Source organism: Sphingomonas panni (genome assembly GCF_022664435.1).
In the GTDB taxonomy this organism is placed as follows: Bacteria; Pseudomonadota; Alphaproteobacteria; order Sphingomonadales; family Sphingomonadaceae; genus Sphingomonas; species Sphingomonas panni.
In genome coordinates this window covers 43858-68562 of the sequence record NZ_JAKREU010000002.1, presented here as the reverse complement: position 1 = coordinate 68562, position 24705 = coordinate 43858, and the positions used below count along the sequence as shown (strand labels likewise).

Below are 24705 nucleotides of genomic sequence, written 5' to 3'. Positions count from 1 at the left end.
CGCAAGCCGTGTTCCAATGTAGCGCTAAACGTCGCGCCGCTTAGCGTTGGCTCGGTGGGTTAGCAATATGAAGCGATTGATATTGCGGTCTAACGAGGCGGGGCGTCGGTCGAGGGGCGGCGGATCAACTCATAGTGGAGATAGCTGGTGCCTTCGACCGTGCCCTGCGCGAGCAGCTGCACGGCGCGCTCCGCAATGTCGACGATCGGCTGCCGGATCGTCGTCAACGTCGGCCAGATCTTGATCGCGATCGGACTGTCGTCGAAGCCGGCCACCGAAAGGTCGTTGGGGATGTGCATGCCGCGGCGGTGGGCGAGCGATACGACGGCCGCGGCCATATCGTCGTTGCTGGCGAAGATCGCGGTCGGCGGGTCGGGCAGGTCGAACAGCGCCTGCGCCGCCTCCAGTCCGGAATCGAACGTCAGGTCGCCATCAGCGACGAGCGCCGGGTCGAACGGGATGCCAGCTTCGGTCAGCGCATCGCGATATCCCTCGAGACGGGTCCGGCTGACGATATGCACGTCGGGCGCGCGGATGAAGCCGATCCGGCGATGCCCCAGTTCGATCAGATGCCGGGTCATCTCGCGCGCCGCGCCGGCATCGTCGATGCGGACCGATGCCATGTCGGGCAGTTCGCTGCCCGGCGACAGCGCGATGACCGGGACCGTCAGTTCGGCCCGCATCGCCGATCCGCTGATGATCTCGCACAGCGGCGGCGGCAGCAACAGCGCGTTGCAGCCCCCGGCCAGCAGGGCACGGATCGATTCCTCCGACCCCGCCCGGTCGGCAGTGGTATATTGGTGGAGCACCAGCTGCGCCCCGACGTCGGTCGCGGCATTCAGCGCGCCGACCAGCAACGCGCTGAGGAATGCGTTCTGCGAATTGCGGTAAGCGATGCCGACCTTTAAGGCGTTGGCGCTGGCCAGCGCCTGCGCCGCAGCATTGGGGCGATAGTTCAATTCCACGATAGCGCGGTTGACCGCATCCCGCAGCGCGGGCTGGACATTGCGTCCCCGGATCACGTTCGACACCGTCATCGTCGACACGCCGGCATGCTCGGCGACGGTCGCCATCGTGATGGCCTTGCTGGATCGGCGAGGGGCGCGTGCCATGGAATCTCCGTTTGATACTTTGGTTTAGCGCTCACTCAAATCGGTTGACAATGCAAATGACGCTCGTATTTTTAGCGCTAAATATAACAAGCGTGACGATATGTTGCGACAACGGGAGGTGGACATGCTGGGAGATATGAGAATTCGGTTGCTGGTCGCGGCGGGCGTCGGCGCACTTTCGGTCGGGACGCCGGCGCTGGCGCAGGAAGCCGGGCAGGCAGCCACGACATCGCCGAGCGAACCGGCGCCCAGCGATCCACTGACCGCCAATGTCGTCGACTCCGAAGGAACGCCAGACCAAGCGATCGATGAAGGCGAGATCGTCGTAACCGCGCAGAAGCGCGCCGAACGCCTGCTGGACGTGCCGCTGGCGGTGACCGCGATCGGCGGCAACGATCTGGCGACCCGCAACATCACCGACACCGCAGGCCTGACGCAGGCCGTGCCGTCACTGACCTTTCAGCAGGGTGCCAACCCGACCAATACCAGCCTGCGCATTCGCGGGGTCGGCACCTCGCTGTTCGGGCAGGGGGTCGAACCGTCGGTTTCGGTGGTCGTCGACGGCGTCGTCGCCGCACGCGCGGCGCAGGGCTTTTCCGATTTCGCCGATATCGAGCGGGTCGAGGTGCTGCGCGGGCCGCAGGGCACGCTGTTCGGTCGCAACGCATCGGCCGGCGTGGTCAACGTCGTCACCGCGCGCCCGACGCGCGACTTCCAGGGCCGGATTGACGCGACCGTCGCCGAACTCGACGAATATCGCGTGAAGGGCACCGTGTCTGGCCCGATCAGCGACACGCTGCGCGCTCGCGTCACCGGCTTCTACAACAATGTCGGCGGTCATGTCCGCAACATCACCACCAACCGCAACGTCAACGGCTTCGAAAGCTGGGGCGTGCGCGGCAAGCTGGAATGGGATGCGTCGGACAGCCTGAACCTGCTGCTGACCGGCAGCTATTCGAAGAACAACTCGGACTGCTGCGCATCGACCTATATCCGCGTCGACAATCCGGTGGTGCGCCAGCTGCTGCTGCCGGTCACCGCATCGCCGCGCAACCGCACGATCACCGAGGATACCGACACTTACGCCAACAGCCGCCAGATCGTTGGTTCGTTGCAGGCCGACTGGGACCTGGGTCCGGCGACGATCACTTCGATCACCGCCTATCAGCGCTACGACCTCGATGTGAACCAGCCGATCGACCGCCTGAACACCAACCCGATCCCGTTCGTCGGTACCGGCGCGCCCTATGCGTCGTGGAACCTCAACCGGGGGCAGGTGAAGCTCGACAATTTCTCCCAGGAACTGCGCATCGGGTCGAACGGCGCATCGGACCTGACCTACGTCGCCGGCATCTTCTACAATCACCTCGAAATCACCCGCCCATTCGAACGGCGGCGTGCGGTGTGCCGGGTGGGCGTCATCGGCCAGCCCTGCGCCGCGCCGATCTTCCAGTCTGCATCGAGCGTCATCAACCTGAACACCGAGAGCATCTCGGCCTTCGGTCAGGCGGAATATCGCATCGTCGGCGGGCTGAAGGTGATCGGCGGGCTGCGCCTGCAATATGAAACCGGCACCAACAGCGGTACCCGCACCGCCCCGATCGTCGCGGGCGACGTGATCTTCCCCAGCAATCCCCCGTCGAGCGGCAGCTTCACGGCCAGCGACACCGCGCTGACCGGAAAGGCCGGCCTGCAATATGAATTCAGCCGCAACCTGCAGACCTACGCCACCTATACTCGCGGCTATAAGGGGCAGGGGTATGAGATGGAAATCTCCGCCGATCTCGCCAACCAGGGCGTGCTGGAGCCGGAAAATGTCGATGCCTATGAAATCGGGTTGAAGGGGCGGACCCGCGGCGGGTCGCTGAGCTTCAGTGCTGCCTTGTTCCAGGCCGACTATACCAACCTGCAGGTGCAGGCGAACCGGTCCGATCCGACGACGGGCGTGGTGCAGTTCGTGGCGACCAATGCCGGCACGTCGCGGTCACGCGGTTTCGAACTGGAAGCGACGCTGCGGCCGTCGCCCGGGTTCAGCATCAATGCCGGCTTCACACTCGCGGAATCGACTATCAACATCGACGGCCTGAACTGTCCGTTGCAGTTGCAGGCCGGGGCGCCGGTCGTCACCGGCGCGGCACCGATCAACCGCTGCTACCGCCCGGCCGCCGGCGCCACGCCGACGCAGAACCTGCGCGGTGCGACCCTGCCGGTATCGCCGCGCTACCGCCTGAACCTGTCGCCACGCTATGAAAATGACATTGCCGGCACCGACCTCAGCGCTTTTGCGCAGATGGTCGTCGGGTTCCAGAGCGAGCAGCAATTCGCGGTGGAGCAGGACCCGCTGCTGGTCCAGCCTGCCTATACCCTGGTCGATGCGACTATCGGCTTTGGCAAGGACAATGGTCGCTACAACCTGTCGCTGTTCGTCAAGAACCTGTTCAACGAATACTACTTCACCGACATCCGGCACGGGTCGCTGTTGGCTACGGTCAACAGCCCGAACGATCTGGTCGCGACCTTCAACAAGGATTCGCGTCGCTACTTCGGTGCCAGCTTCGGCATGAAGTTCTGACCATGGATCGGGGCGGCGAGACGCGCCGCCCCGGCACGACAGAGGAGCGCGCTATGCGACCACGGAAGATCATGGCGGCCGCGCTGGCGGCGTCGATGCTGGTGCCGGCGACGCTTGTCCCGGTTACCGGCAACGTGGCGTGGGCTGCCCCGGCGACGGCGCGACCCAATGTCATCGTCATCGTGCTCGACGATGTCGGCTTTTCCGACCTCGGCACGTTCGGATCGGAAATCCGCACGCCGAACATCGACGCGCTGGCGGCGGATGGGCTGCGCTACAACCGCTTCGATACCAAGGCGGTCTGTTCGCCGACCCGCGCGGCGCTGCTGACCGGACGCAACGCGCAGACGGTCCGCATGGCCGACCTGCCGACCGCCAAGCAGACGAACGACACCACCAAGGATCGCGGCGAAATTCCGGGCAATGCACAGATGCTGGCGCAGGCGATGCGGCAGGCCGGATATGCGACCATGGCGATGGGCAAATGGCATTTGTCGCCGGAATATGAAGACGGCACGCCGGGCAACAACGCATCGTGGCCGTTGCAGCGCGGGTTCGACCGTTTCTACGGCTTCATCAGCGGCTGGACCGACCAATATCACCCCGCGCTGATCGAGGGGAACCGGCCGCTGCCCAAGGTCGACCGGCCCGGCTATCACCTGTCGGCCGACCTGGTCGATCGCACCATTTCCGAATGGGACGCGCAGAAGCGCGGCGCACCGACCCGGCCGGTCTTCACCTATCTCGCGCTGGGCGCCGCCCATGCGCCGATCCAGGTGCCGCGCAGCTATATCGACGCCTATGCCGGGGTGTATGAAGCTGGCTGGGATCGCCTGCGCAAGGACCGGATCGCCCGGATGCGGCGCAGCGGTATCATCCCGGCCGACACCGCCTTGCCGCCCCGCAATGGCGGCGACCGGGCATGGGCATCACTGTCGGCGACGGAGCGACAGGTTTTTGCCCGGTTCATGGCGACCTATGCCGGGTTGGTGACCCATGCCGACGAACAGATCGGCCGACTGGTCGCGCATTTGAAGAAGACCGGCGCCTACGACAACACCATGATCGTCCTGCTGTCCGACAATGGCGCGGCCGGGGAAGCGAACCAGACCGGCGCATTCGACGGCCTGTATCGCCCCAACAAGCTGACGCCCGAACAGATGCTCGCGCGCCTCGACGAACTGGGCACCGACCGGACGCAGGCGGAATATCAGCGGCCCTGGGCGATGCTGGGCGTGACCCCGTTCCGCCGGTACAAGGTGTGGCCTTATGCCGGCGGGGTCCGAACGCCGCTGATTATCAGCTGGCCGCAGGGCATACGCGATCGCGGCGCGGTACGGACGCAATATGTCGATGTCGTCGACCTTGCGCCGACCATCGTCGACGTCGCACGCGGGCGCTTTGCCCAGACGGTGAACGGCGTGCGGCAGATACCGGTCGCGGGTCGCAGCATCCGTGCGAGCTTCGCCCGCGCCGATGCGCCCAGCGCGCGGTCGGTCCAGTTCTTCGAACTACGCGGCAACCGGGCGATCACGCAGGGCAAATGGCGCGCGGTCGCGATGCACCGCAACGGCACCGACTTCAGCGGCGATCGCTGGGAGCTGTTCGACACCAGCAACGATTTTTCCGAAAGCCGCGACCTGTCGAAGCAATATCCGGCAAAGCTGAAGGAATTGCAGGCGCTGTGGGCACGCGAAGCTGGCCGCTACAGCAAGCCAGCCTTGTCCGAGGCACCCGAACGCTTCCGGGGCCGTGAACGCTTCGGTGACGCCTTCCTCGAACCCAAGGCCGATTGAGATGCAACCTCCCGTCACCGAAACGGCATGGCCACCCGCGCGCACCGCATGGTTCGCAGCCATCGTACTCATGCTGGCCAACACGCTGGCGTTCGTAGACCGGCAGGCGCTGGCCCTGCTGGTGCAACCGATCAAGCAGGATCTGGGCGCGTCGGATACGGCGATGAGCCTGCTCTACGGCCTCAGCTTCACCATGTTCTATGTGATGGTCGGGCTGCCCGTTGCACGCCTTGCCGACCGGTCGAACCGGCGTAACATCATCGCGTTCTCGATCTTCCTGTGGAGCATCGCCACGGCGGCCTGTGGGCTTGCCCGATCGTTCGGGACGCTGTTCGCGGCGCGGGTCGCGGTCGGCGCCGGGGAAGGCGGCCTCAGCCCGTCCGCCTATTCGATGCTGTCCGACTATTTCCCGCGCAACAAGCTCGCGGCGGCGATGGGTGTCTATCAAATGGGCATCTATCTTGGCGGCGCGCTGGCGCTGGTGCTGGGCGGCATCATCGCCGGATCGATCCCGCCGACCTCAACTATCGATCTTCCCGTGTTCGGAGCGACGAAGGGCTGGCAGTTCATGTTCCTGCTGCTCGGCATTCCCGGCGTCCTGCTCTCGTTGCTGCTGCTGGTGGTACGGGAGCCGGCCCGTCGGGTTTCGGGCGGCGACCAGGAAATTGCGCCGCTGTCGGCGTTCTTCCGCCATTTGGGCGGACGCAAGGCGGCCTATTTCGGCATCGGGCTGGGCTTTGCGCTGATGATCCTTGTCGGTAACGGCACCGGTGCCTGGATTCCCGCCTTTTTCGAGCGCCGCTTCGGCTGGTCGACGGCGGAGATCGGCGCGAAATACGGGCTGATCGTGTTCTTCTGCGGCACCAGCGGCGCGCTGATCGGCGGGTTCGTTGCCAGCTGGCTGCAGGGCCGTGGTATCGCGCGCGGCAATCTGTGGGCGGCAGTGGTCGGCTTCACGGTGATGATCCCGATCACCATCGCTTTCCCGCTGATGCCGACGCCCGAACTGGCGCTGGCGCTGATCGGTGCGATGAACTTTTTCGCCGGGTTCAATTTCGGCGGGGGCCTTGCCACCTTGCAGGAATTGACGCCCAACCGGATGCGCGCGTTGGTGTCGGCTGGCTATATGCTGCTCATCAACCTGATCGGCGCGACGCTCGGGCCGACGGCGGTGGCGCTCGTCACCGACTATTGGTTCCGCGACCCGGCGGCGCTTCACTACGCCATATCCTTCACCTGCGCGATCGCATCCCCGCTGTCGCTCGTCTGCCTGCTGATCGGCATGGCGGGCGTGCGCCGGGCGCAGCGCCAAGCCGAGCTTTGATCATGTACGCACCGTCCTGCCCGACCGAATACCGCCCGGCGCCCGACCCTCTCGTCATCGATGCCGAGGCGCGCGCCTGGGTTGAACGGACCCGCGACGCCATGTCGGTCGAGGAAAAGGTCGCGCAACTCTTCATCCTCTATAGCCGGGAGGACAGCGCCGCCGAAACCGACGAACTGACCCATCTTGCTCCGGGCGGCATCCACCGCTTTCCGACCGGCGACCTGACAGCCGCGTGGCGTGAGACGCGGGCGGTGCTGGAGCGCGCCAAGGTTCCGCCGATCATCAGCGGCGATATCGAGGGCGGCTCGATCAGCTATCCCTTCGTCACGCCAGTCCCCAACCAGCTCGGCACCGCGGCGTGCGACGATCTGGATACCTCCGCCGAACTGGCGGCGATCGTCGCGAGGGAATGCCGGGCGCTCGGGTATGACTGGAGCTTCATGCCCAATATCGACCTGAACGTCGCCTATCGCAGTGCGATCGTGGGCACGCGGTCCTATGGCGACGATGCCGACCGGGTGCTGGCACAGGCACGCACCTATGTCCGCGTCATGCAGGAACATGGCATCGCCGCGACCGCCAAGCATTGGCCGGGCGAGGGCTATGACGCGCGCGACCAGCATCTGGTGACGACGGTCAACCCGCTGACCATCGATGAATGGGACGCGACCTATGGACGGATGTACCGCACGCTGATCGACGACGGAATCATGACCGTGATGTCGGCGCATATCGCATTGCCGTCGTTCGTGCGGATGATGCAGCCCGATGCCGGTCGCGAAGCCTTTGCGCCCGCCACCGTCTCTCGCCTGCTAAACCACGACCTGCTGCGCGAACGCCTCGGTTTCCGCGGGCTGATCGTTTCGGACGCGACCGGCATGGGCGGCCTGACCAGTTGGATGGAGCGTGCCGAGACGGTGCCGGCGGTGATCGAGAATGGCTGCGACGCCTTCCTGTTCAGCCGCGAGGCGCCGCAGGACATGGCATTCATGCTCGACGGGGTGCGCAGCGGGCGCCTGTCCGAAGCGCGGCTGGAAGAGGCGGTTACCCGGATGCTGACGCTGAAGGCGCGGCTCGGGCTGCACCGCCGCACGCTCGACGAACGTGTGCCGCCGCTGGACCGGGTTCGCGAAACGCTGCGCACCCCGGCAAGCCTGGCCTTTGCGACCAAGGCGGCGGGCGACAGCCTGACCCTCGTCAAGGATACGCAGGCGCTGCTGCCGATCGCGCCGGCGCGCAACCGTCGTGTCGTGGTCGCGGCCGATCCGGGCTGGAGCTTCTTCTTCGGGGCGCCCGACCGCAGCTTCGCCCCCTTTGTCGACGAACTGACCGCCCGCGGGTTCGAGGTTCGCGATTTCGATCAGGACGTTGCCCCGACTTCGCAGGATTGCGACCTGCTGATCTATCTGATCGGGCAGGAGGCGACGCCCAGTCTGGGCGAGATCCATGTCGATTTCGCAAAGCTGCACGGCGGCCCGCGCAAGGCGATGAAGCATTTCAACAAGGAAGTCCCGACGCTGCTGGTATCGTTCGGTCAGCCCTTCTTCCTGTATGATGCACCGAATTTCTCGACCTATATCAATGCCTATGCCGGACTTCCGGAGAACCAGCGCGAACTCGTCCGCCGGCTGGTCGGTGAGGCGCCGTTCACCGGCAACAGCCCGGTCGACGCCTTTTGCGGGCTGGAACAACTGCGCTGGTAAGCGTGCAACCGTTTGAGAAGGAGCATCCATGACGCTCGCCAACGATCAACGCGCGCAGCTCGAAGCGCTTTATGCCGAAATGGCGCCCGCGAACCTCACGCCCCTCTGGGAGTCGCTGGCGCAACTGGTGCGGCCGCAGCCGAAATCGCCGGCCGAGGTCCATAGCTGGTTCTATGAGGCGATCCGCGATTATCTGCTGAGAGCGGGCGACCTGATCAGCGCGGAACAAGCGGAGCGGCGCGTGCTGATCCTGGAAAATCCGGGGCTCTCGGGGCAATCGGCGATCGTGCCCAGCCTGTATGCCGGTATCCAGCTGGTGCTGCCCGGCGAGATCGCCCCGGCGCATCGCCATGCGCAATGCGCGCTGCGCTTCGTGCTGGAAGGGTCGGGCGGGTTCACCGCCGTCGATGGCGAACGGGCGCTGATGCAGCCATTCGATTTGGTGCTGACCCCGGGGTGGCAGTGGCACGACCATGGCAATCCCAGCGACGGGCCGATGATCTGGCTCGACGGCCTCGACATTCCGACCGTCCGGCATTTCGATGCAAGCTTTGCCGAAGGGCACGGCGAGAAGGCGCAGGCCGAGCAGGCCGCCGCCGGCGCGACCCTTGCCCGCTATGGACGCAACATGCGCCCCTTCCGGGGCAGCGCGGCCGACAATCGCCCGGCACATCAGCCGCTGTTCCATTACCCCTATGCCGAATGGCGGCCGGCCCTCGACATGATGGCGCGGACGGCGGCGATCGATCCGCATCTGGGCCACGCGCTCGAATTCCTGAACCCGGCCGATGGCGGTCCGGTGATGCCGACCATCGCTGCCCATGTCCGCCTGCTGCCCGCTGGGTTCGAGACGCGCGGACGCCGCTCGACCGACGGCACCGTCTTCGTCGTAGTGGAGGGGCAGGGGAGCGCGTCGATCGACGGTAGCGCACTCCCGCTCCGCCCGCGCGATATTTTTGTGGTGCCTTCGTGGCACGACCTGCGCCTGCGCGCCGACAGCGACCTCGTCCTGTTCGGCTATTCGGATCGCGCCGCGCAGGAGAAACTGAACCTGTTCAAGGAGGAACGTTCGTGAGCCTATTCCAGCCCCCGGCCCCCGTCATGGCGGCGACCAGCGATGGCAACGAATTCCCCGTGCGCCGCGTGTTCTGCATCGGGCGCAACTATGCCGCCCATGCCCGCGAGATGGGGCGCGATCCGGATCGCGAACCGCCGTTCTTCTTCACCAAATGGGCCGAAACGGTGGTGCCGACCGGCTCGGTCATCGCCTATCCGCCCGAAACCGGGAACTTCCATTACGAGGCCGAACTGGTCGTCGCGATCGGTAGTGGCGGGCGCAACATCGCTGCGGCTGACGCGGAACGGCATATCTATGGCTACGCTACCGGGCTCGATATGACCCGTCGCGACCTGCAGCTCGAAGCGCGGGAGAAAGGGCGTCCGTGGGATACCGGCAAGAATGTCGAACAATCCTCGCCGCTCGGCCTGATCCATCCTGCGAGCGAGGTCGGTCATCTTTCGACCGGCCGCATCGAACTGACCGTCAACGGCACCGTGAAGCAGGAGGCGGACCTGGCTGACCTGATCTGGTCGGTTCCGGACGTCATCGCCTATGTCTCGCGCTTCTACCGGCTCGAACCGGGCGACCTGATCTACACCGGCACCCCCGCCGGCGTCGGTGCGGTGGTCGAGGGCGACCAGATCATCGTATCGGTGGCCGGATTGAGCGACTGCGTGGTGACCATCGGGGCACCGCTCGCATGACCGATCCGGTCCTGCACGGGTATTTCCGCTCGACCGCATCCTATCGGGTGCGGATCGCGCTGAACCTGAAGGGCGTGGCCCACACCCATGCATTCCATCATCTACGCAAGGGCGAGCAGCGCGGCGATGCCTATCTCGCGCGCAATCCGCAGGGGCTGGTCCCGGCACTTGAGACCGATGCCGGGGTGCTCACACAGAGCGTCGCGATCTGCGAATATCTCGACGAAACCTATGCCGAACCGCCGCTATTGCTCAGCGACCCGTGGCAGCGGGCCAGGGTTCGGGCCGTGGCGCTCGCCATCGCGTGTGATATCCATCCGGTCCAGAACCTGAAGGTGCTGGCCCGGCTGCGCTCGCTGGGCCTGGATGAGACGCAGGTGACCGCATGGGCAGCCGACGTCATTGCCGAAGGGCTGGCATCCTGCGACCGACTGATCGCGGATAGTGCCGGACGCTTCTGCTTCGGCAATCAGGTCACACTCGCCGACCTGTGCCTCGTGCCGCAACTCGTCAATGCCCGGCGGTTCGGTGTGGACCTCCGCTGGCCAAGTCTGCTGGCGATCGAAGCCAACTGCCTCGCGCTGCCCGCCTTTGCCGATGCCGTTCCCGAACGCCAACCGGACGCCGAATAGGAGCCTGCACCGATGTCGTCCTGCCGTCTTTCGATCCTCGCCCGCAGACTGGTCGGCACAGCCGCCCTGGCGCTCGCCATGCTCCCCGTCGGCACCGCAGCGCAGACCTCCGGTCCGGTAGCCACGCCTGCCGCCCAGCGCCCTGCAACCCAGCGTCCGCCGAACATCATCCTGATCCTCGCGGACGACATCGGGACGGAAGCGATCAATGCCTATGGCGGGCAATATTACACCCCGCGCATCGACGAACTCGCCAGACGCGGCGTGCGGATGGACAACGCCCATGCGACGCCGCTTTGCACGCCGTCGCGCGTGCGGATCATGACCGGCAAGGAAAGCCACCGCAACTATACCGCATTCGGCTATCTCGATCCGAAGGAACGGACCTTTGCGCATCTGCTGAAGGATGCGGGCTATACGACCGGGATCGTCGGCAAATGGCAGCTGTCTGGCAATGCGTTCGACAAGCGGACCGGGGCGACGCCGCAACAGGCCGGGTTCGACACGTCGTTCCTGTGGCAGCTGGAAAGCCGGGCGCGCAGCGGCTCGCGCTATTGGGGGCCGACCCTGTCCGACAACGGCAAGACGACGATCTACGAAAGCGGCTTCGGCCCCGACATGATGAACGATCGCGCCATGGCGTTCATCGAGGAGAACAAGGCCAAGCCGTTCTTCCTTTATTACACCCTGCCGCTGCCGCATGACCCGTTCGTGCCAACGCCGGATCAGCCCAATGCGACCGGCGATCAGCCCCGCTTCGCGGCGATGGTCAGCTATCTCGACAAGCTGGTCGGCAACGTCACCGACAAGGTTCGGTCGCTGGGTCTAGAGCAGGATACGCTGATCCTGTTTGCCGGCGATAATGGGACTTCTACGAAGATCGTCAGCAAGGTCGATGGCGTGGAAGTACAGGGCGGCAAGGGCAAGTCGACGCTGGCCGGGACGCATGTTCCGTTCGTGGCGAGCTGGCCGGGGCATATACCGGAAGGTCGCATCAGCACGGGAATGGTCGATTTCACCGACGTCCTGCCAACCATCGCCCATGCCGCAGGTGTGGCCGTGCCTGCCGGGATCGACGGCAAGGATCAGATGGATGTGTTCGCGGGACGTAAACCAGCAGTCCGCGACTGGATCTTCATGCATTACGCCCCGGTCTGGATCGCGGAGCCGGCGCGCTTCATCTTCGACGGGCAGTATAAGCTGTACGGCGACGGCAGGTTCGTCGCGCTCGTTCCGCGAACCTCGACCGAAACGCCGGTAACCGGACGGACTGGTGCTGCACGCCGCGCCCAGTTCCAGAAGCTCCTGGACAATATGGGCGACGGGCCGCTCAATCCGGTACGCTATCCCATGTGCGCCAATCGCCCCTCGCTCGACCCGGCACGCCCGGCGACCGAAGCCGGATGCGACCGCGTCCGTTCGCTGGATGGAGAATGAAATGCGCAATGGTTTGAAAGCGACGTTCGCTTCGCTTTTGACGGCGGTGGCCGCCCTTGGCGTATCGGGTTGCGCGAATGCGCCGGCAATGATGGCCGCGCAGCCTGTTGGGCCTGCCAGGGCGCCGCGTCCCGCCGCGTCGCGGCCGCTGAACGTCCTGATGATCGTTTCGGACGACCTCAATACCGACCTCGGCAGCTACGGCGCGCAGGTGCAGACGCCGAACATCGACCGCCTTGCACGGCAAGGGGTGCGGTTTCAGCGCGCCTATGCCCAGTTTCCATGGTGCGGACCTAGCCGGGCCTCGTTCCTGACCGGCCTGCGCCCGGACACGATCGGTGTCACGAATCTGACGACCCATGTGCGTGACAAGGTGCCGGACGTCGTGACCCTGCCGCAATATTTCCGCCAGAACGGCTATTTCACCGGACGCGTCGGCAAGATCTATCATCAAGGCGTTCCGGGCGATATCGGCACCGCCGGGCCGGACGATCCGCTGTCATGGGATCAGGCGGTGAACCCGCGCGGCCGCGACCGTGATGTCGAGGACCGGCTGGTCAACCTGACGCCCGGCATAGGCCTGGGCTCCGCAATGGCCTTTCTGGCCGACGAAGGACCGGACGAGGCGCAGACCGACGGCAAGGTCGCGACAGAGGCGATCCGGATGATCGAGGCGAATGCCGGCAAGCCGTTTTTCATCGCCGCCGGCTTCTATCGACCGCACGTCCCGCTGATCGCGCCGAAGAAATATTTTGACGCCTATTCGGTAAATCAGATACGTACCGCGACGCCCTCGCCGACGCCCGACCCGTGGACGACCGCCTGGGCACCGGCGAACTTCGACATGACGCCCGACCAGCAGCGTCAGGTCATCCAGGCCTATCGAGCCTCGACCAGCTACATGGATGCCCAGGTCGGTCGTATCCTCGCGGCGCTGGACGCATCGGGGCAGCGCGAGAACACGATCGTCGTGTTCCTCAGCGACCATGGCTATCTGCTGGGCCAGCATGGCCAGTGGATGAAGAACATCCTCTGGGAACCCGCCACCCACGTCCCCCTCATCATCAGCGCGCCGGGCAGGAGCGGGAATGGCAAAACGTCCGACCGGGTCGTCGAACTGCTCGACCTGTTTCCGACGCTGACCTCGCTCGCCGGACTGCCAGGCGTCGCCGCGAACCAGGGCAAGGCGCTGACGCCGTTGCTCGATCGTCCAAGCGATCGCAGCTGGTCCAAACCGGCCTTCTCGCAGATCGCGGGCGGTCGTTCGGTCCAGACCGAACGCTATCGCTATACCGAATGGGAAGGCGGCAAGCGCGGTCGCGAACTCTACGATCTGCGCAACGATCCAGAGGAGGTCCGCAACCTCGCAGCCGATCCGGCCCAAGCGCGGCTGGTCGCGAACTTTAGCGCTATGCTACCGAAACAGGTCGAGAAGCGCGGTAACCCCATCCGCTATCAACGCAGTGCGGCATGCTTGAACCTTCCGCCAAGAGCCCCCGCCAGTGTCGGTCGCAAGTGTGCCATGCTGGCGGATCCGTAACCGGTCGCGGTCCAGCGCAGGAGGAGTATCCGTTACAGCGCATGCACGTGGGCCGGGGCCAGATTAATCCCTCTACGTACCACCTAGTTGATCCGTGACACCAGCGCTCCCCTGCGTCAGATACTGGTGGAAGCACGAACCCGCTGCGCGGGAGGGCGTGCGGGGCACGGTTGAGGTGATGTAACGAGCGTTGCGCGCCGGTTGAGCGTTTCGGGAGGCAGGCAGGGCATGGGGGCTCCACCAGAAGGAGCCCTGCCATGACCACACTCGTTCCAATTGCCGTCAGCCCGCTGCGCCGGCGTCTCATCGACGAGATGGACATACGGCGCTTCGGGCGCGAGACACAGCGCAACTACATCCGCGATGTCGGCCGGTTCGCGACATTCCTGGGGCGTTCGCCGGACACTGCAACGGCAGAAGACGTCCGGCGCTTCCAGATCGCGCAAGGCGAGCCGGATGTCCCGGCGCTGTCATCGTACCCGAACTGGACTGCGGCGACGTCGTCATCATGGACAACCTGTCGAGCCACAAGACGCCCGCCGTGCGCACCGCCATCGAGAGTGTCGGCGCAACGCTCCTGTTCCTCCCGCCGTACAGCCCGGACTTCAACCCAATCGAGCAGGCATTCTCCAAGCTGAAGGCGCACCTACGCAAAGCCGCAGAACGGACCATCCATGGCCTATGGAACGCCATCGGGCGCATCCTCCACCTCGACTCACCACAGGAATGCACCAACTCGGGTCGCACCCTTCATGCCGTGCCCACGGTGATGCTGCGCGATCCATCGGTTTCGGAAGACACGCTCGGCCGTGCGGTACGCAGCATGGGGCGCAAGGGGGCGTCCGATGGCATTGCCGAGGACGACAGGGGTCGCGTCTTCGCCAGCGACTATGGACATAATGCGATCCGCGTGCTCGATCGCGGCACCTAGTCGACGCTGATCAGCGATCCGCGCATAAGCTGGCCCGATACCCTGTCGATCGGCCCCAATGGCTATCTCTACTTCACCGCGAACCAGCTGCATCGCCAACCCGGCTTTCATGGCGGACGCGACCTGCGTCGCAAACCGTATGAGTTGCTACGGATCAAGGTCGGTAGCCGCCCGGTACTCCTGACGCGGCACTGACACCGGACGACCGCCGGTCTGCCTGCTTGTACGGGGCGCGTAGCTGCGGATCGAAGGGCACTTTGGCAGCCGCTGGCATCTTCGGCGTGCGATCTTGATTGGTGTCGGTGCCGTGTCAGAGGGCGAAACGATCGTCATTGTAGCCAATATCTGTAACATTTTACGCTGCGTCGCACGACGCAGCATTCTGAATTAAGGCGGGAACCAACACATCCGAAGCGACCGCGCTTAGCATTAACAAATGGCTGGTTTCCGGAACAAGGACATCGTCGCTGAATGACCGGATATGGGTCGGCTTAGAGTTCAGTGCGTTCGGCCAGTTCCAAAGCGTCCTCCACGTCGACGCCCAAGTAGCGGACCGTGCTGTCGATCTTGGCATGGCCCAGAAAAATATGAACTACGCGGAGATTGCCCGTAGCCTTGTAGATAATCGATGCTTTTGTGCGCCGGAGCGAGTGCGTCCCGTATTCCTGAGCCGGAAGGCTGATGCCGACCACCCACTCGTGAACGAGGCGGGCATACTGCCCCGTGCTCCTGTGAGCCATGTAGTCGTTTCGGCTCGGGAAGACGAAGTCGTTCAGCGTCCCGCGGCGTCGCACCAGCCCTGTTGGCATGACGCGTTGGCGGAAGAGGTGTCCGTAAGATCTTATGCAACTTCAATAGGTTAGAAGATTTTGTGTAGGTCATGCCCACTTTTATGCCCACTTTCGTATTGAACGCTGACGATCTCCAGCGAACGTTCGTGCTCAATATGCGTCAGCAGTAGGCATCGTCCTCACCGCTTCAGCGGGCACGGTCCTGCGCGAGCCCACGTTGAACGGCGGCTGCGGGTCGTACTCACTCATCAGTTGAGGGCGAGTTCGTCTGAGGGCGCGATGATGACGCAAGCCCGCGCGCCTGCATCCACGAGAGAAGCTGGTCGAACCAGTGGTCGCTCGTAGTGCCTTGGCGGTGCAGGTCGAACCCATGCCCGCCGCGCTCATAGAGGTGGAGTTCGGCCGCTGCCCCCGCCTTCCGCCATGCCGTGTAGAGCAGGACCGGATCGTTCGGCTGATACTCGTCGTCGGCCGCTCCCGCGATGAATGCGGGCGGAGCGCCGGCAGGCACTGGCGTCCGTAATCCACCATAGATCAGGCCGACGAAATCTGGACGTGACGGTGCATCGCCGATCGCCAGATCGGCCGCGAGATAGGCTCCGGCCGAGAAGCCAATGACGCCGACACTATGGGGTTCGATGCTCCATTCGGAGGCGTGCTGCCGGACGATCGCCATTGCCCGCACGCCGTCCTCGACCGCGTGCGCTTCGCCGGCGAAGCGCGGCATCTCGACCGGCGTGCCGGTCTTCGCGCGCGATATGACGACGCCCATCTCCTTCATATGGACGTCGGGCATCCGCATCGGCCCGTCGCCGCTCCGGATCGTGCGGTATTTCAGCACGAACGCGGTGACGCCGCGCGCTGCCAGCGCTCGCGCCACGTCCGTCCCGCCGAAGGTATAGCCGAGCGCTACGAACCCGCCACCCGGCGCGACGATCACGGCGGTGCCGTTGGCGCGGCCAGACGCGGGCCGGAAAAGCTCCAGCGTCGGTTCGCTCACGTCGTAGATCATCGTCTCGCCGTTCGGCAGCCGATCCCGCTTTTCGGGCACACCGAGCGATGGAACGCTGCCTTTGCGGTAAAGCGGGATGACCGTCCCGCCCGTGCCCGGCGTCTGCGCGCTCGCGATCGTCGCCAACGGCACCGCCGCTACAGCCATGCTCGCGAGAGCAATTGAGCGGCACACGAAACTGACCACGGTCATATCCGCACCTTCAGCGTCACATAGGCCGATCGGGGCTGGTTAGGCGCGACCACCGGATAGCCGAGATAGGAATAGGGATCGAAGGCCCGCCGGTTGCCGAGGTTGACCACCGACGTGCCCAGCGTGAACCGTCCGATATCGTAGGAGGCCTGTGCGTCGATCGCGGCATAGCCGGGCACCGCGATTGTGTTCGGCAGCGTCAGCTCGCGTGACGTGAAGGCACTGATGCCGGCCCCAATCGCCAACCCCTTGGCCGGGCCGTGCAGTACTCGGTAGCGGGCCGCGATCCGCCCGCTGCTCTCGGGCACGCGGATCAGCCTGTCGCCGGGGGCCACGCCGTTGTCGCGGGTGTCAGTGTAGGCGTAGTTGGCGAGCAGCGAGAAGGCCGGCGTCGGCTCCCAAACCATGTCCACCTCGACGCCGCGCGCGCGTTGCCGCCCGCTCTGGATGTAGAAGCCGACGTTGGCGGGATCAGCGGTGACGACATTGTCGTGGGTCTGGCGGAACACGGCGATCGTTCCCGACAGACCGGTGCCGGCCAGCGCCAGCTTCACCCCACCCTCGATGTTGCTCGACGTTTCCGGCACCGGCGACACCGTGCCGATGAAGCCGAATGGCGCACGGAACGCAGTCGCATAGCCTGCGAACAGCGCGACGCCCTTCACCACGTCGAGGGTCGCGCCGATCCGGGGCGACAGGTGCGTGTAGGTCTTGTCGTTGGCGACGCCGATGTTGCTGTTCTCGACGAACTTGAGCGAGGTCAGGCGCAAGCCCCCGGTCAGGTGCAGCGGACCGTAGGTGGCCTGATCCTGAATGTAGCCGGCGAACGTCGTAAAGCGATCGTCGGTGTAGGAATTGACCGGAAGCTGCGGGGTATAACGCAGATCGTAGCTGGGATTTGCAAGGTCGATCGTGCCCGATGGGCTATCGCTGACGAACAGACCCATCGCGCTGTAAAAGCTGGTCCAGTCGTAATTTGCCCCGACGAGCAGCTTGTGCGCCCCCCCCCAGCAGATCGACGTCACCGGCCAGGTTCGCATCGACGGTCGCTTCCTTGGTGCGGTTGCGCATCGTGATTGGGAACACGTCGTAGCGCGGCGCGACCGTGCCCGTTGGGAAGAGGCCGGGATAGACGAAGCTGCCCTGCTCATCGATGACGCTCGAATAATAGCGCCCGCTCACCGTCAGCTTGAGCCGATCCGAGAAGGCGTGGCGCAGCGTCGCCTGCCCCATGCGGATGTCGTTGGTGGTGAACGGCTGATCGATCGGCGAGCCGGGGAAGGCATCGCGACGGATCGTGCCAGCCAGCGCCGCGTCGGCGGGTAGGCCGGAATATTCGAGATTGCTGCGCCGGCTGAACTGCCCCTGGACCAGCAGATCGGTCGCGGGGTCGATCCGGAACGAGAGGCTGGGCTGCACGGACCAGCGCCGCGCCTTTACCTTGTCGATCCAGCTATCGTTGCCCTGATACTCGCCCGTGATCCGCGCCGCGATCCCGTCCGACAGCGGCACAGTGATGTCGCCGAAGGGGTTCCAGGTCGAGAAGCTGCCGGCGCGCATCGCCACATAGCCGCCAGCCTTATCGTTCGGTCGGACGCTTTCGAGGTTGATGACGCCGCCCAGCGGCGTGCCGATGCCGCCCCCGTAGAGGGTGGCGGTCGGACCCTTCAGGACATCGATCCGCTCGATGCCGACAAGGCTGTTGGGGTCATAGGCCTGCTGGTTGCCCGCGAAGACAGACAGGCCGTCGAGATACACCTCCGCCGGAAAGCCGCGCACGATCGGTGGGATGAACAGCACCTCGTCGACCCGCGTCGGGGTGACGCCGGAGACGTTCACCAGCGCATCGCCCAGCGTGCGGCGGTCCTGTTCCTGGATCAGCGTCTTGGTCAGCACCTGCACCGACTGGGGCACCTGGATCAGCGGCGTGTCGGTGCGGGTGGCCGCGCTTGTCTTAGGCGCAGCATAGCTATCCCGGACACCGGTCACGACGATGTCGCTTCCGGACCAGCTTGGCGTCTGCGTGTCTTCGGTCGGGACGGTCTGGTCTTGCGCAAAAGCCGGCGACGCCAGCGCGGTGCCGGCGATCAACGCCAGCAGGATGGTCGGTTTCATTGGTCCCCCAGGGTTTTCAAATAGGCTTCGTGATCGGCTGCGGTGCCGGTGAAGCGTTTCATCCGGGCAAGGCGCGCGGGCGGTAGTTGGGACTCAGCCTTTGCGAGCTGATCGGCGATCCAGCGGGCATTGAAGTCGGGCACGCCGGCGCGCGCGAGATTATCCGCGCGACGGATCGAATCTCCGCTGCACAACAGCAGACCCCAGCCATAGGCACCGCGCTCGAACAGCGCCCGCCCGCCGAAGTCGCCCTGCGTCCAGTCGGCGATCGCGTGATCGCCGCTGATGACCACCGGGCCGACGTCGATCGGCGCCAACGGGCTGCCGAAATGCGCCTCGGTCGCTTCGCGGACGCGACCTTCGTCGAGCACGGTGTTCGGAAAGCCGCAGCCGGCGAGCGTCAATGCGCCCGCCAGCATCGCCCACCTAAGCACGGATCAGCTTACGCAACCGCTCGACGGCCTGCGCCTGCGGCTCCTTGGCATCCATCGTGTCGGCGAACTGGCCGTTCCGATCGAACAGCAGGATGCGTGCGGTATGATCGATCGTATAGTCACCGCTCGGCAGCGGCACGCGTTCCACATAGATCTTGAACGCCTTCTCCATGCGCTCAAGCTCGGCCGGATCGCCGGTCAGGCCGATGACGGGCGCCTCGAACATCGACAGGAAGCTGGCGATGTCCTCGCGCTTGTCATGTTCGGGATCGACCGAGACGAAGACGACGTTCATCTTAGAAGCGTCCGCGCCCAATCGTTTGTGGAGCAGCGCCATGCGCGCCATCGTCGTCGGACAGACATCGGGACACCGGGTGAAGCCGAAGAAGATCGCATAGGGCTTGCCCTTCAGCGTTTCGTTCGTGACCGTCCTGCCGTTCGTATCGGTGAGCTTGAACGGCCCGCCCGGCGCGTTCGGCTGCGCGGGGACCGCGCTGTTCTGCGCACCCTCCGGCTCTTTCGAGCAAGCGGCGATGCTGCCGACGACGGTGAGCGTCAGCAGGGTCGCGAGAGCTGTGCCGCGCATCAGGTCGCGAGTGCGAGCATTGGCCATCAATGATGCCCCCCGTGCTCGTCCGCCGGTTGGGCAGCGCCGGCACCGGCAACCACGAACTGCACCTTCACCGGTCCCGCTCGCGCGAAGCGCAACGTCGCGGGCACGCGCTCGCCCACCTTGAGGGGCGCCTTGAGCCCGATCAGCATGATGTGGTTGCCGCCCGGTGCCAGCGTCGCGTCGCCACCCGCCGGGATTTCAACGCCATCGACGAGCGGACGCATTCGCATGATGCCGTCTTCGAGCGACATGGTGTGGAGCTCGACCTTCGCCGCACGGGGGGAGGTGGCCGACAGCAGGCGATCCGGCTGCGTGCCGGTGTTGCGGATGGTGAGGAAGCCTGCGCCCACGGTCGCCCGGGGGGCGGTTGCGCGCGACCATGGCTTCGATATGGTGATGCTGCCCTTGCGGGCGTCTTGTGCGAGCGCAGGCGCGGTCAGCGTGGCAACCAGCGCCAACGCGATACGATAGGTCATGATGATTCCTTTGGATTTCGGGAGGGCGTCAGCGCGTGCGCGTCTCGGCGTAGCGATCGGACACGGTCTTCCAGTCGATCACCTGCCACCAGCCATCGAGGTAATCAGCGCGCCGGTTCTGGTATCTGAGGTAGTAGGCCTGTTCCCACACATCGTTGCCCAGGATCGGCGTGCCCTTGACTTCCGCCACGTCCATCAGCGGATTGTCCTGGTTGGGTGTCGAGGTGATCGCGAGCGTGCCGTCGGGCTTGACGACCAGCCAGACCCAGCCCGAGCCGAACCGCTTGGTCCCCGCGTCCTTGAACGCGGCCTTGAAGCCGGCGAGCGAGCCGAACTGACGGTCGATCGCGGCGGCAAGCGCCGACGATGGCTGTCCCGCCTGCGCGGCCGGGGCCATCGTCTTCCAGAAGAAGCTGTGGTTCCAGTGACCGCCGGCGTTGTTACGGACGATGGCGGGCAGCGTCCCGGCCTTCGCGACCAGCGCGTCGAGCGACTGGCCTTCAAGCTTCGCATCGGCAGCGACCGCCTTGTTGAGCGCGTCGACATAGGCCTGGTGATGACGATCGTGATGGATCGTCATCGTCAGGGCATCAATCGCCGGCTCCAGCGCAGCGGCGGTGTAGGGCAGAGGTGGCAGGCTGAAGGGCGCTGGCGCTACCTGCGCGGCCGACGGCGTCGCGACGCATAGCGCGGCGACACCGAAAAGGGTGCTTCGGAACATGGAGATTGCTTTCGTGCTGACGCTACGCCTGCATCGCCGGTCGCTTGCGACCGGAAACCGATACGGGCCATGGTTCGCGTGACAGCCACCAAGGCTGCACGACGACGCAGTTAGCTGACCGGTTTCCCGGTCAGTTCGTCAGGCGGAAAGCGGAGGGCCGCGGAGCGGCGGACGTAGATACGACGCGGTACGCGGGGCGAGGCGAGGCACGCTGCGCAGCGCCATGATCGCGACGGCGGCAAGCGCGATCGCCAGCAGCACGACGTCGACGGCGCCCAACACCTGCGCCGACAGACCCGCAAAGGCGCACGGCATTTCGGGTTTGGCGTGACCGGTCGATTTGTCCGTATCGGGCATGGTGCCGTGTGCCATGGTCATGGCGTGATCCATCCCCGGCGTGGCCATGGCGGTTGGCTCGGTCGCCATTCCCGAACAGATCGTGATGGAGAGCCGCCCGTGATCAGACGCGATCATGTACCCAGTCGGCACCAGCAGCTTCAGCAGCAACGTGGCCGCGCAGAGCAGCACGGCCAGATGGCGTTGCGCCAGGAGATGCCGAACGGCGTTCACGCTTAGGCCGTTATCGTGAACGCTGCGTCATGTCACTTGGGCATTCTGTCACGGCCGAACCTTCAAAGGCATTTCTGATGCCATATGCTCCGTCATCATCACGAAATATGCCCTCGCAGGTCGCTCCTCAAAAGGTCAAACCTAACCGAACGAAGACGGTGCGGCCGTTGAAGCCGAACGGCGAGATCGCGTTATAGGGCTGGGTGCCCGCATTGTCGGCACCGTTGGTGCCAGCCGCGACGGAGGCGACGGACGAGGCGATGTTCTCGTCCGGGTAGACGTCGAACAGGTTCTGGGCGCCGGCGCTAAGACGTAGCGCGCGCGTCGCCTGCCACGAGAGTTCGAGGTCGGTCAGTACCTCGGCACCAAAGCGTTGGATGATGTCCGAGTTGGCGCTGGTGGCGGATACGGGGACAAGGGAGACGTCATAGCCAGGGATAAGCGCAGCGATCTGCGCCGGGGTGCGATTGGTCAAAGCAACCGTCGACACCTCGCCATACCGCGTGTTCGTCAGCGAAATAGCGAACGGTCCATGCGAATAATTGAGGTCGAGGGTTACCTTGTTACGCGGCAGGCTGTCCGAAAACCGCAGCTGCTGGGTTAAATCGAACAGCGGGGTGGTGAGGCCGAGCGCCGCCAACGGTGCCGGCGTGCCGGCAATCCGGTCAAAGGTGGTCATGTTATAATTGCCTGCCAGCGTGACGCTGAACACGCCATCTGCGACGCGGGCGCGATAATTCACCACCAGATCGACGCCCCGTGTCTTGGTGTCGACGGCATTGGTCAGATAGGAGATAGCACTGAAATTTCCTTGCCCATTCGCGGCAAGGAAGCTGGTCAGCCGTGCATCCTGGAAGGTGGACGAGATCGCGATCCGGTCGCGCACCTTAATCTGATAGGCATCAAGCGTCGCGGTCAGGCCGCCAGCTTCGAAGACGAGACCGGCGGACACGTTGCGGGACGTCTCGGGCTTGAGATCGGTTGCACCAGCCAGACGAGCAGCCGGGCTATCTACTGCCGCAACACGCACGATCGCCTGCTGCCCATTCAGGATCAGGGTATTGGAGGCATTGTAGCCGGACTGCGCGAGTGCCGGCGCACGGAAGCCCGTGTTGTACGATGCACGTGCCGCAAAGCCACCGAACAGCCCCAGGCGTCCAGCCACCTTGAAGTTGGTGGTGTTGCCGAAGTCGGAATAATGTTCGTGCCGAACTGTACCCTGGACCAGAAGGCTTCCGAAGAACGTCTTCTCCGCATCTCCGTACACCGCCCAGCTTTGGCGGCTTAAGGAAGCCCGATCATCGGCACCGTTACTGGGACCAGGCTGCGCCCCGACGATGGCAGGCCGTCCGGCGTTGGGTCCGTCGAGAATGGGTACACCACCGCTGAGGTACCCCGCAGGATCCCCTGAGAACAGGCGGTAGGTTTCCTCACGATATTCGAGGCCCGCAGCAAGCTTAAGCGGGGCGTCGTCGCCCACCGGTATCTCTCTCGTCAGATCGAGATTGTTGGTCCACTGGTAGAAGTCGGACCGCAGCCGATTGAAGCGGCGAGGCGTGGCCGTTCCGTACGACACGTTGACGCTGTTGTCGTAATAGAGGTCCTGCGTGTTCAAGCCATACACGGTCGACAGATCCCAACCGAAGCCCGCGAGGCTGTCGCCACGCAAACCCATGGCGACCGATAGGTTCTCGATCCTGGAGTCGAGGACCGGACGGTATCCATCGGGGTTGAGCGCACGGATCGTCTCGTCCTGGCCGGCCCGGCGGAAGAAATATTCGATGTCACCGTCAAGGCGATTGTAACCGCCGAACGAATACACCTCGACGCTGTCCGAAGCCGGAGCAGTGAAGTTGTAGAACAGCTGCGCATTGGTGCTGGGCTGATCGCCGAAGCGGAAGACGTTGCGGTCGATCGTTGCCTCGCGAGGGTCAAGCGTCCCGTTCGACGGGGTCAGGCCCGTACCCGAACCATAGTTGCCGGAGATAGTCGTGGGGCGACCGGCCGCGTTGATACCGAAATACTGCTGTCGGGTATCGGGGCGCGACCGGTTGGTGCCCTCATGCTGCTGAAACGATGCGGTCAGCCTGAAGACACCGTCATCTCCGACGCGAATACCAGAGGACACACTGGCTTCACCGTAGGCGCCGTCACCTTCGGTGGTAATTCCGCCGGTCACCTGCGCCCGCGTGCCGACTGAGCGGTCGAGGATCAGGTTGATGACACCGGAAATCGCGTCCGATCCATATTGCGCCGACGCACCGTCACGCAGCACTTCTGCACGGGAAAGGGCGAAGGATGGGATGGCGTTAAAATCGACAGACACGTCGCCGCGGCCGATGCCATTGCTGGCGTTCAAGTCGCTTGCGGTATGACGACGCTTGCCATTGACCAGTACCAGCACCTCACCCGGTCCAAGTCCTCGCAGAGAGGGCGGGACGAGATAATCGCCTACTCCCGAACCCAGCGGCCTCGGCGTGTTGAAGCTGGGCACCTCCACTTTGAGCTGTTGAATCAGATCAACCCGGCCACTCTGCTGAAGCTGATCCCGGCCAATCGCATCCACTGGCGTGGCTGACTGCGTTGACGTGCGACCACCGAAGCGGCTGCCGGTAACAATGATCGTGTCGGCTTCACGATTCGCCATGGGATCGTTCTCCTGCGCGAATGCCGGCATGGAGATGGCGGCCGACAGGAGAAACGCGGCACGGCGCATAGGAATCGTCACTATAAACCCCAAAGAACACATATGTTATGTTGTATCGTGTCGCTAGTGGCGGTTAGTTCGTGAAGGGTCAAGCGTGAGGCACGGCATGGGACGGCCGAAGAATATGCATGGGGCGGGCCGACGGCACCATCGCAGGCACCGCCCTTGTTGCTCCCGTTGAGACAGAGACCAGAATGAGAGATTGAATGCCGAACCGCTATAATGTTGATCGTGCATCGTGAATTTCAACGTTGCCTATC

General features: G+C 64.6%; 19 protein-coding genes and 3 pseudogenes. 11 read left to right on the top strand and 11 right to left on the bottom strand.

Annotated elements, in window-relative coordinates; translation table 11 throughout:
* Positions 1 to 89 precede the first annotated feature (89 nt).
* On the bottom strand, positions 90 to 1112 hold the full coding sequence (locus MF609_RS05085; protein ID WP_242415237.1) for a LacI family DNA-binding transcriptional regulator: 1023 nt from the start codon (positions 1110 to 1112) through the stop codon (positions 90 to 92).
* Positions 1113 to 1248: 136 nt separating this feature from the next.
* Here MF609_RS05085 and MF609_RS05080 point away from each other — a divergent pair, with 136 nt between their 5' ends.
* The 11 genes and pseudogenes from MF609_RS05080 to MF609_RS05030 form a co-directional block, all read left to right on the top strand.
* Positions 1249 to 3684, top strand: a complete 2436-nt coding sequence (locus MF609_RS05080) for a TonB-dependent receptor (protein ID WP_242415236.1) — start codon at positions 1249 to 1251, stop codon at positions 3682 to 3684.
* Positions 3685 to 3737: 53 nt separating this feature from the next.
* Positions 3738 to 5480 carry an arylsulfatase gene (locus MF609_RS05075; protein ID WP_242415235.1) on the top strand — a complete coding sequence of 581 codons (1743 nt, stop codon included), beginning with the start codon at positions 3738 to 3740 and terminating at the stop codon, positions 5478 to 5480.
* 1 nt (position 5481) lies between these two features.
* On the top strand, positions 5482 to 6804 hold the full coding sequence (locus MF609_RS05070) for a spinster family MFS transporter (RefSeq protein WP_242415234.1): 1323 nt from the start codon (positions 5482 to 5484) through the stop codon (positions 6802 to 6804).
* Between the two features lie 2 nt (positions 6805 to 6806).
* Entirely contained in the window at positions 6807 to 8510 is a 1704-nt protein-coding gene (locus tag MF609_RS05065) for a glycoside hydrolase family 3 protein (protein ID WP_242415233.1), read from the top strand.
* Positions 8511 to 8538: 28 nt separating this feature from the next.
* A complete protein-coding gene (gene gtdA / locus MF609_RS05060) occupies positions 8539 to 9585 on the top strand; it encodes a gentisate 1,2-dioxygenase (protein WP_242415232.1) in 1047 nt (348 codons plus the stop codon).
* A 26-nt stretch (positions 9586 to 9611) separates the two neighbouring features.
* Entirely contained in the window at positions 9612 to 10274 is a 663-nt protein-coding gene (locus tag MF609_RS05055; protein WP_242415599.1) for a fumarylacetoacetate hydrolase family protein, read from the top strand.
* On the top strand, positions 10271 to 10906 hold the full coding sequence (gene maiA, locus MF609_RS05050) for a maleylacetoacetate isomerase (RefSeq protein WP_242415231.1): 636 nt from the start codon (positions 10271 to 10273) through the stop codon (positions 10904 to 10906). The genes MF609_RS05055 and maiA overlap by 4 nt, the downstream gene beginning before the upstream one ends.
* Positions 10907 to 10918: 12 nt before the next feature.
* Complete coding sequence (locus MF609_RS05045; protein WP_242415230.1) at positions 10919 to 12343, top strand: sulfatase family protein; 1425 nt, start codon at positions 10919 to 10921, stop codon at positions 12341 to 12343.
* A gap of 91 nt (positions 12344 to 12434) precedes the next feature.
* Positions 12435 to 13883, top strand: a complete 1449-nt coding sequence (locus MF609_RS19870; RefSeq protein ID WP_277991078.1) for a sulfatase — start codon at positions 12435 to 12437, stop codon at positions 13881 to 13883.
* 257 nt (positions 13884 to 14140) lie between these two features.
* Positions 14141 to 14308, top strand: a pseudogene (locus MF609_RS20150) (integrase); the annotation flags it as partial.
* Positions 14309 to 14352: 44 nt separating this feature from the next.
* Positions 14353 to 14619, top strand: a pseudogene (locus MF609_RS05030) (transposase); the annotation flags it as partial.
* Positions 14620 to 15305: 686 nt separating this feature from the next.
* Here the strand turns inward: MF609_RS05030 and MF609_RS05025 are convergent.
* The 10 genes and pseudogenes from MF609_RS05025 to MF609_RS04980 form a co-directional block, all read right to left on the bottom strand.
* Positions 15306 to 15611, bottom strand: a pseudogene (locus MF609_RS05025) (tyrosine-type recombinase/integrase); the annotation flags it as partial.
* Between the two features lie 235 nt (positions 15612 to 15846).
* On the bottom strand, positions 15847 to 16764 hold the full coding sequence (locus tag MF609_RS05020; protein ID WP_242415228.1) for an alpha/beta hydrolase: 918 nt from the start codon (positions 16762 to 16764) through the stop codon (positions 15847 to 15849).
* A 41-nt stretch (positions 16765 to 16805) separates the two neighbouring features.
* Entirely contained in the window at positions 16806 to 17849 is a 1044-nt protein-coding gene (locus tag MF609_RS05015) for a TonB-dependent siderophore receptor (protein ID WP_336944342.1), read from the bottom strand.
* Positions 17734 to 18924: a TonB-dependent siderophore receptor gene (locus tag MF609_RS05010; protein ID WP_242415226.1), complete on the bottom strand. Its 1191-nt coding sequence runs from the start codon at positions 18922 to 18924 to the stop codon at positions 17734 to 17736. The genes MF609_RS05015 and MF609_RS05010 overlap by 116 nt, the downstream gene beginning before the upstream one ends.
* Entirely contained in the window at positions 18921 to 19358 is a 438-nt protein-coding gene (locus MF609_RS05005) for a copper uptake system-associated protein (RefSeq protein ID WP_242415225.1), read from the bottom strand. The genes MF609_RS05010 and MF609_RS05005 overlap by 4 nt, the downstream gene beginning before the upstream one ends.
* Positions 19351 to 19971: an SCO family protein gene (locus MF609_RS05000; RefSeq protein ID WP_242415224.1), complete on the bottom strand. Its 621-nt coding sequence runs from the start codon at positions 19969 to 19971 to the stop codon at positions 19351 to 19353. The genes MF609_RS05005 and MF609_RS05000 overlap by 8 nt, the downstream gene beginning before the upstream one ends.
* Positions 19971 to 20447 (bottom strand): copper chaperone PCu(A)C, encoded by a 477-nt coding sequence (locus MF609_RS04995; RefSeq protein ID WP_242415223.1) that lies wholly within the window; start codon positions 20445 to 20447, stop codon positions 19971 to 19973. Before MF609_RS04995 ends, MF609_RS05000 begins: the two co-directional genes overlap by 1 nt.
* Positions 20448 to 20475: 28 nt before the next feature.
* Positions 20476 to 21168, bottom strand: coding sequence for a superoxide dismutase (locus tag MF609_RS04990; RefSeq protein WP_242415222.1), 693 nt, complete (start codon positions 21166 to 21168; stop codon positions 20476 to 20478).
* A gap of 138 nt (positions 21169 to 21306) precedes the next feature.
* Complete coding sequence (locus tag MF609_RS04985) at positions 21307 to 21738, bottom strand: DUF2946 family protein (RefSeq protein ID WP_242415221.1); 432 nt, start codon at positions 21736 to 21738, stop codon at positions 21307 to 21309.
* A 127-nt stretch (positions 21739 to 21865) separates the two neighbouring features.
* A complete protein-coding gene (locus MF609_RS04980) occupies positions 21866 to 24466 on the bottom strand; it encodes a TonB-dependent receptor plug domain-containing protein (protein WP_242415220.1) in 2601 nt (866 codons plus the stop codon).
* Positions 24467 to 24705 lie beyond the last annotated feature (239 nt).

Bases quoted from the DNA above. Each gene is read 5' to 3' on its own strand.
- MF609_RS05010 (WP_242415226.1), bottom strand. From the start codon at position 18,924: ATGAAACCGACCATCCTGCTGGCGTTGATCGCCGGCACCGCGCTGGCG.
- MF609_RS05045 (WP_242415230.1), top strand. From the start codon at position 10,919: ATGTCGTCCTGCCGTCTTTCGATCCTCGCCCGCAGACTGGTCGGCACA.
- MF609_RS05085 (WP_242415237.1), bottom strand. From the start codon at position 1,112: ATGGCACGCGCCCCTCGCCGATCCAGCAAGGCCATCACGATGGCGACC.
- MF609_RS05075 (WP_242415235.1), top strand. From the start codon at position 3,738: ATGCGACCACGGAAGATCATGGCGGCCGCGCTGGCGGCGTCGATGCTG.
- MF609_RS05015 (WP_336944342.1), bottom strand. From the start codon at position 17,849: ATGCGAACCTGGCCGGTGACGTCGATCTGCTGGGGGGGGGCGCACAAG.
- MF609_RS04990 (WP_242415222.1), bottom strand. From the start codon at position 21,168: ATGTTCCGAAGCACCCTTTTCGGTGTCGCCGCGCTATGCGTCGCGACG.
- MF609_RS19870 (WP_277991078.1), top strand. From the start codon at position 12,435: ATGGCCGCGCAGCCTGTTGGGCCTGCCAGGGCGCCGCGTCCCGCCGCG.
- MF609_RS05020 (WP_242415228.1), bottom strand. From the start codon at position 16,764: ATGGCTGTAGCGGCGGTGCCGTTGGCGACGATCGCGAGCGCGCAGACG.
- MF609_RS05070 (WP_242415234.1), top strand. From the start codon at position 5,482: ATGCAACCTCCCGTCACCGAAACGGCATGGCCACCCGCGCGCACCGCA.
- gtdA (WP_242415232.1), top strand. From the start codon at position 8,539: ATGACGCTCGCCAACGATCAACGCGCGCAGCTCGAAGCGCTTTATGCC.
- MF609_RS05080 (WP_242415236.1), top strand. From the start codon at position 1,249: ATGAGAATTCGGTTGCTGGTCGCGGCGGGCGTCGGCGCACTTTCGGTC.
- MF609_RS05065 (WP_242415233.1), top strand. From the start codon at position 6,807: ATGTACGCACCGTCCTGCCCGACCGAATACCGCCCGGCGCCCGACCCT.
- MF609_RS04995 (WP_242415223.1), bottom strand. From the start codon at position 20,447: ATGACCTATCGTATCGCGTTGGCGCTGGTTGCCACGCTGACCGCGCCT.
- MF609_RS05055 (WP_242415599.1), top strand. From the start codon at position 9,612: ATGGCGGCGACCAGCGATGGCAACGAATTCCCCGTGCGCCGCGTGTTC.
- MF609_RS05000 (WP_242415224.1), bottom strand. From the start codon at position 19,971: ATGGCCAATGCTCGCACTCGCGACCTGATGCGCGGCACAGCTCTCGCG.
- maiA (WP_242415231.1), top strand. From the start codon at position 10,271: ATGACCGATCCGGTCCTGCACGGGTATTTCCGCTCGACCGCATCCTAT.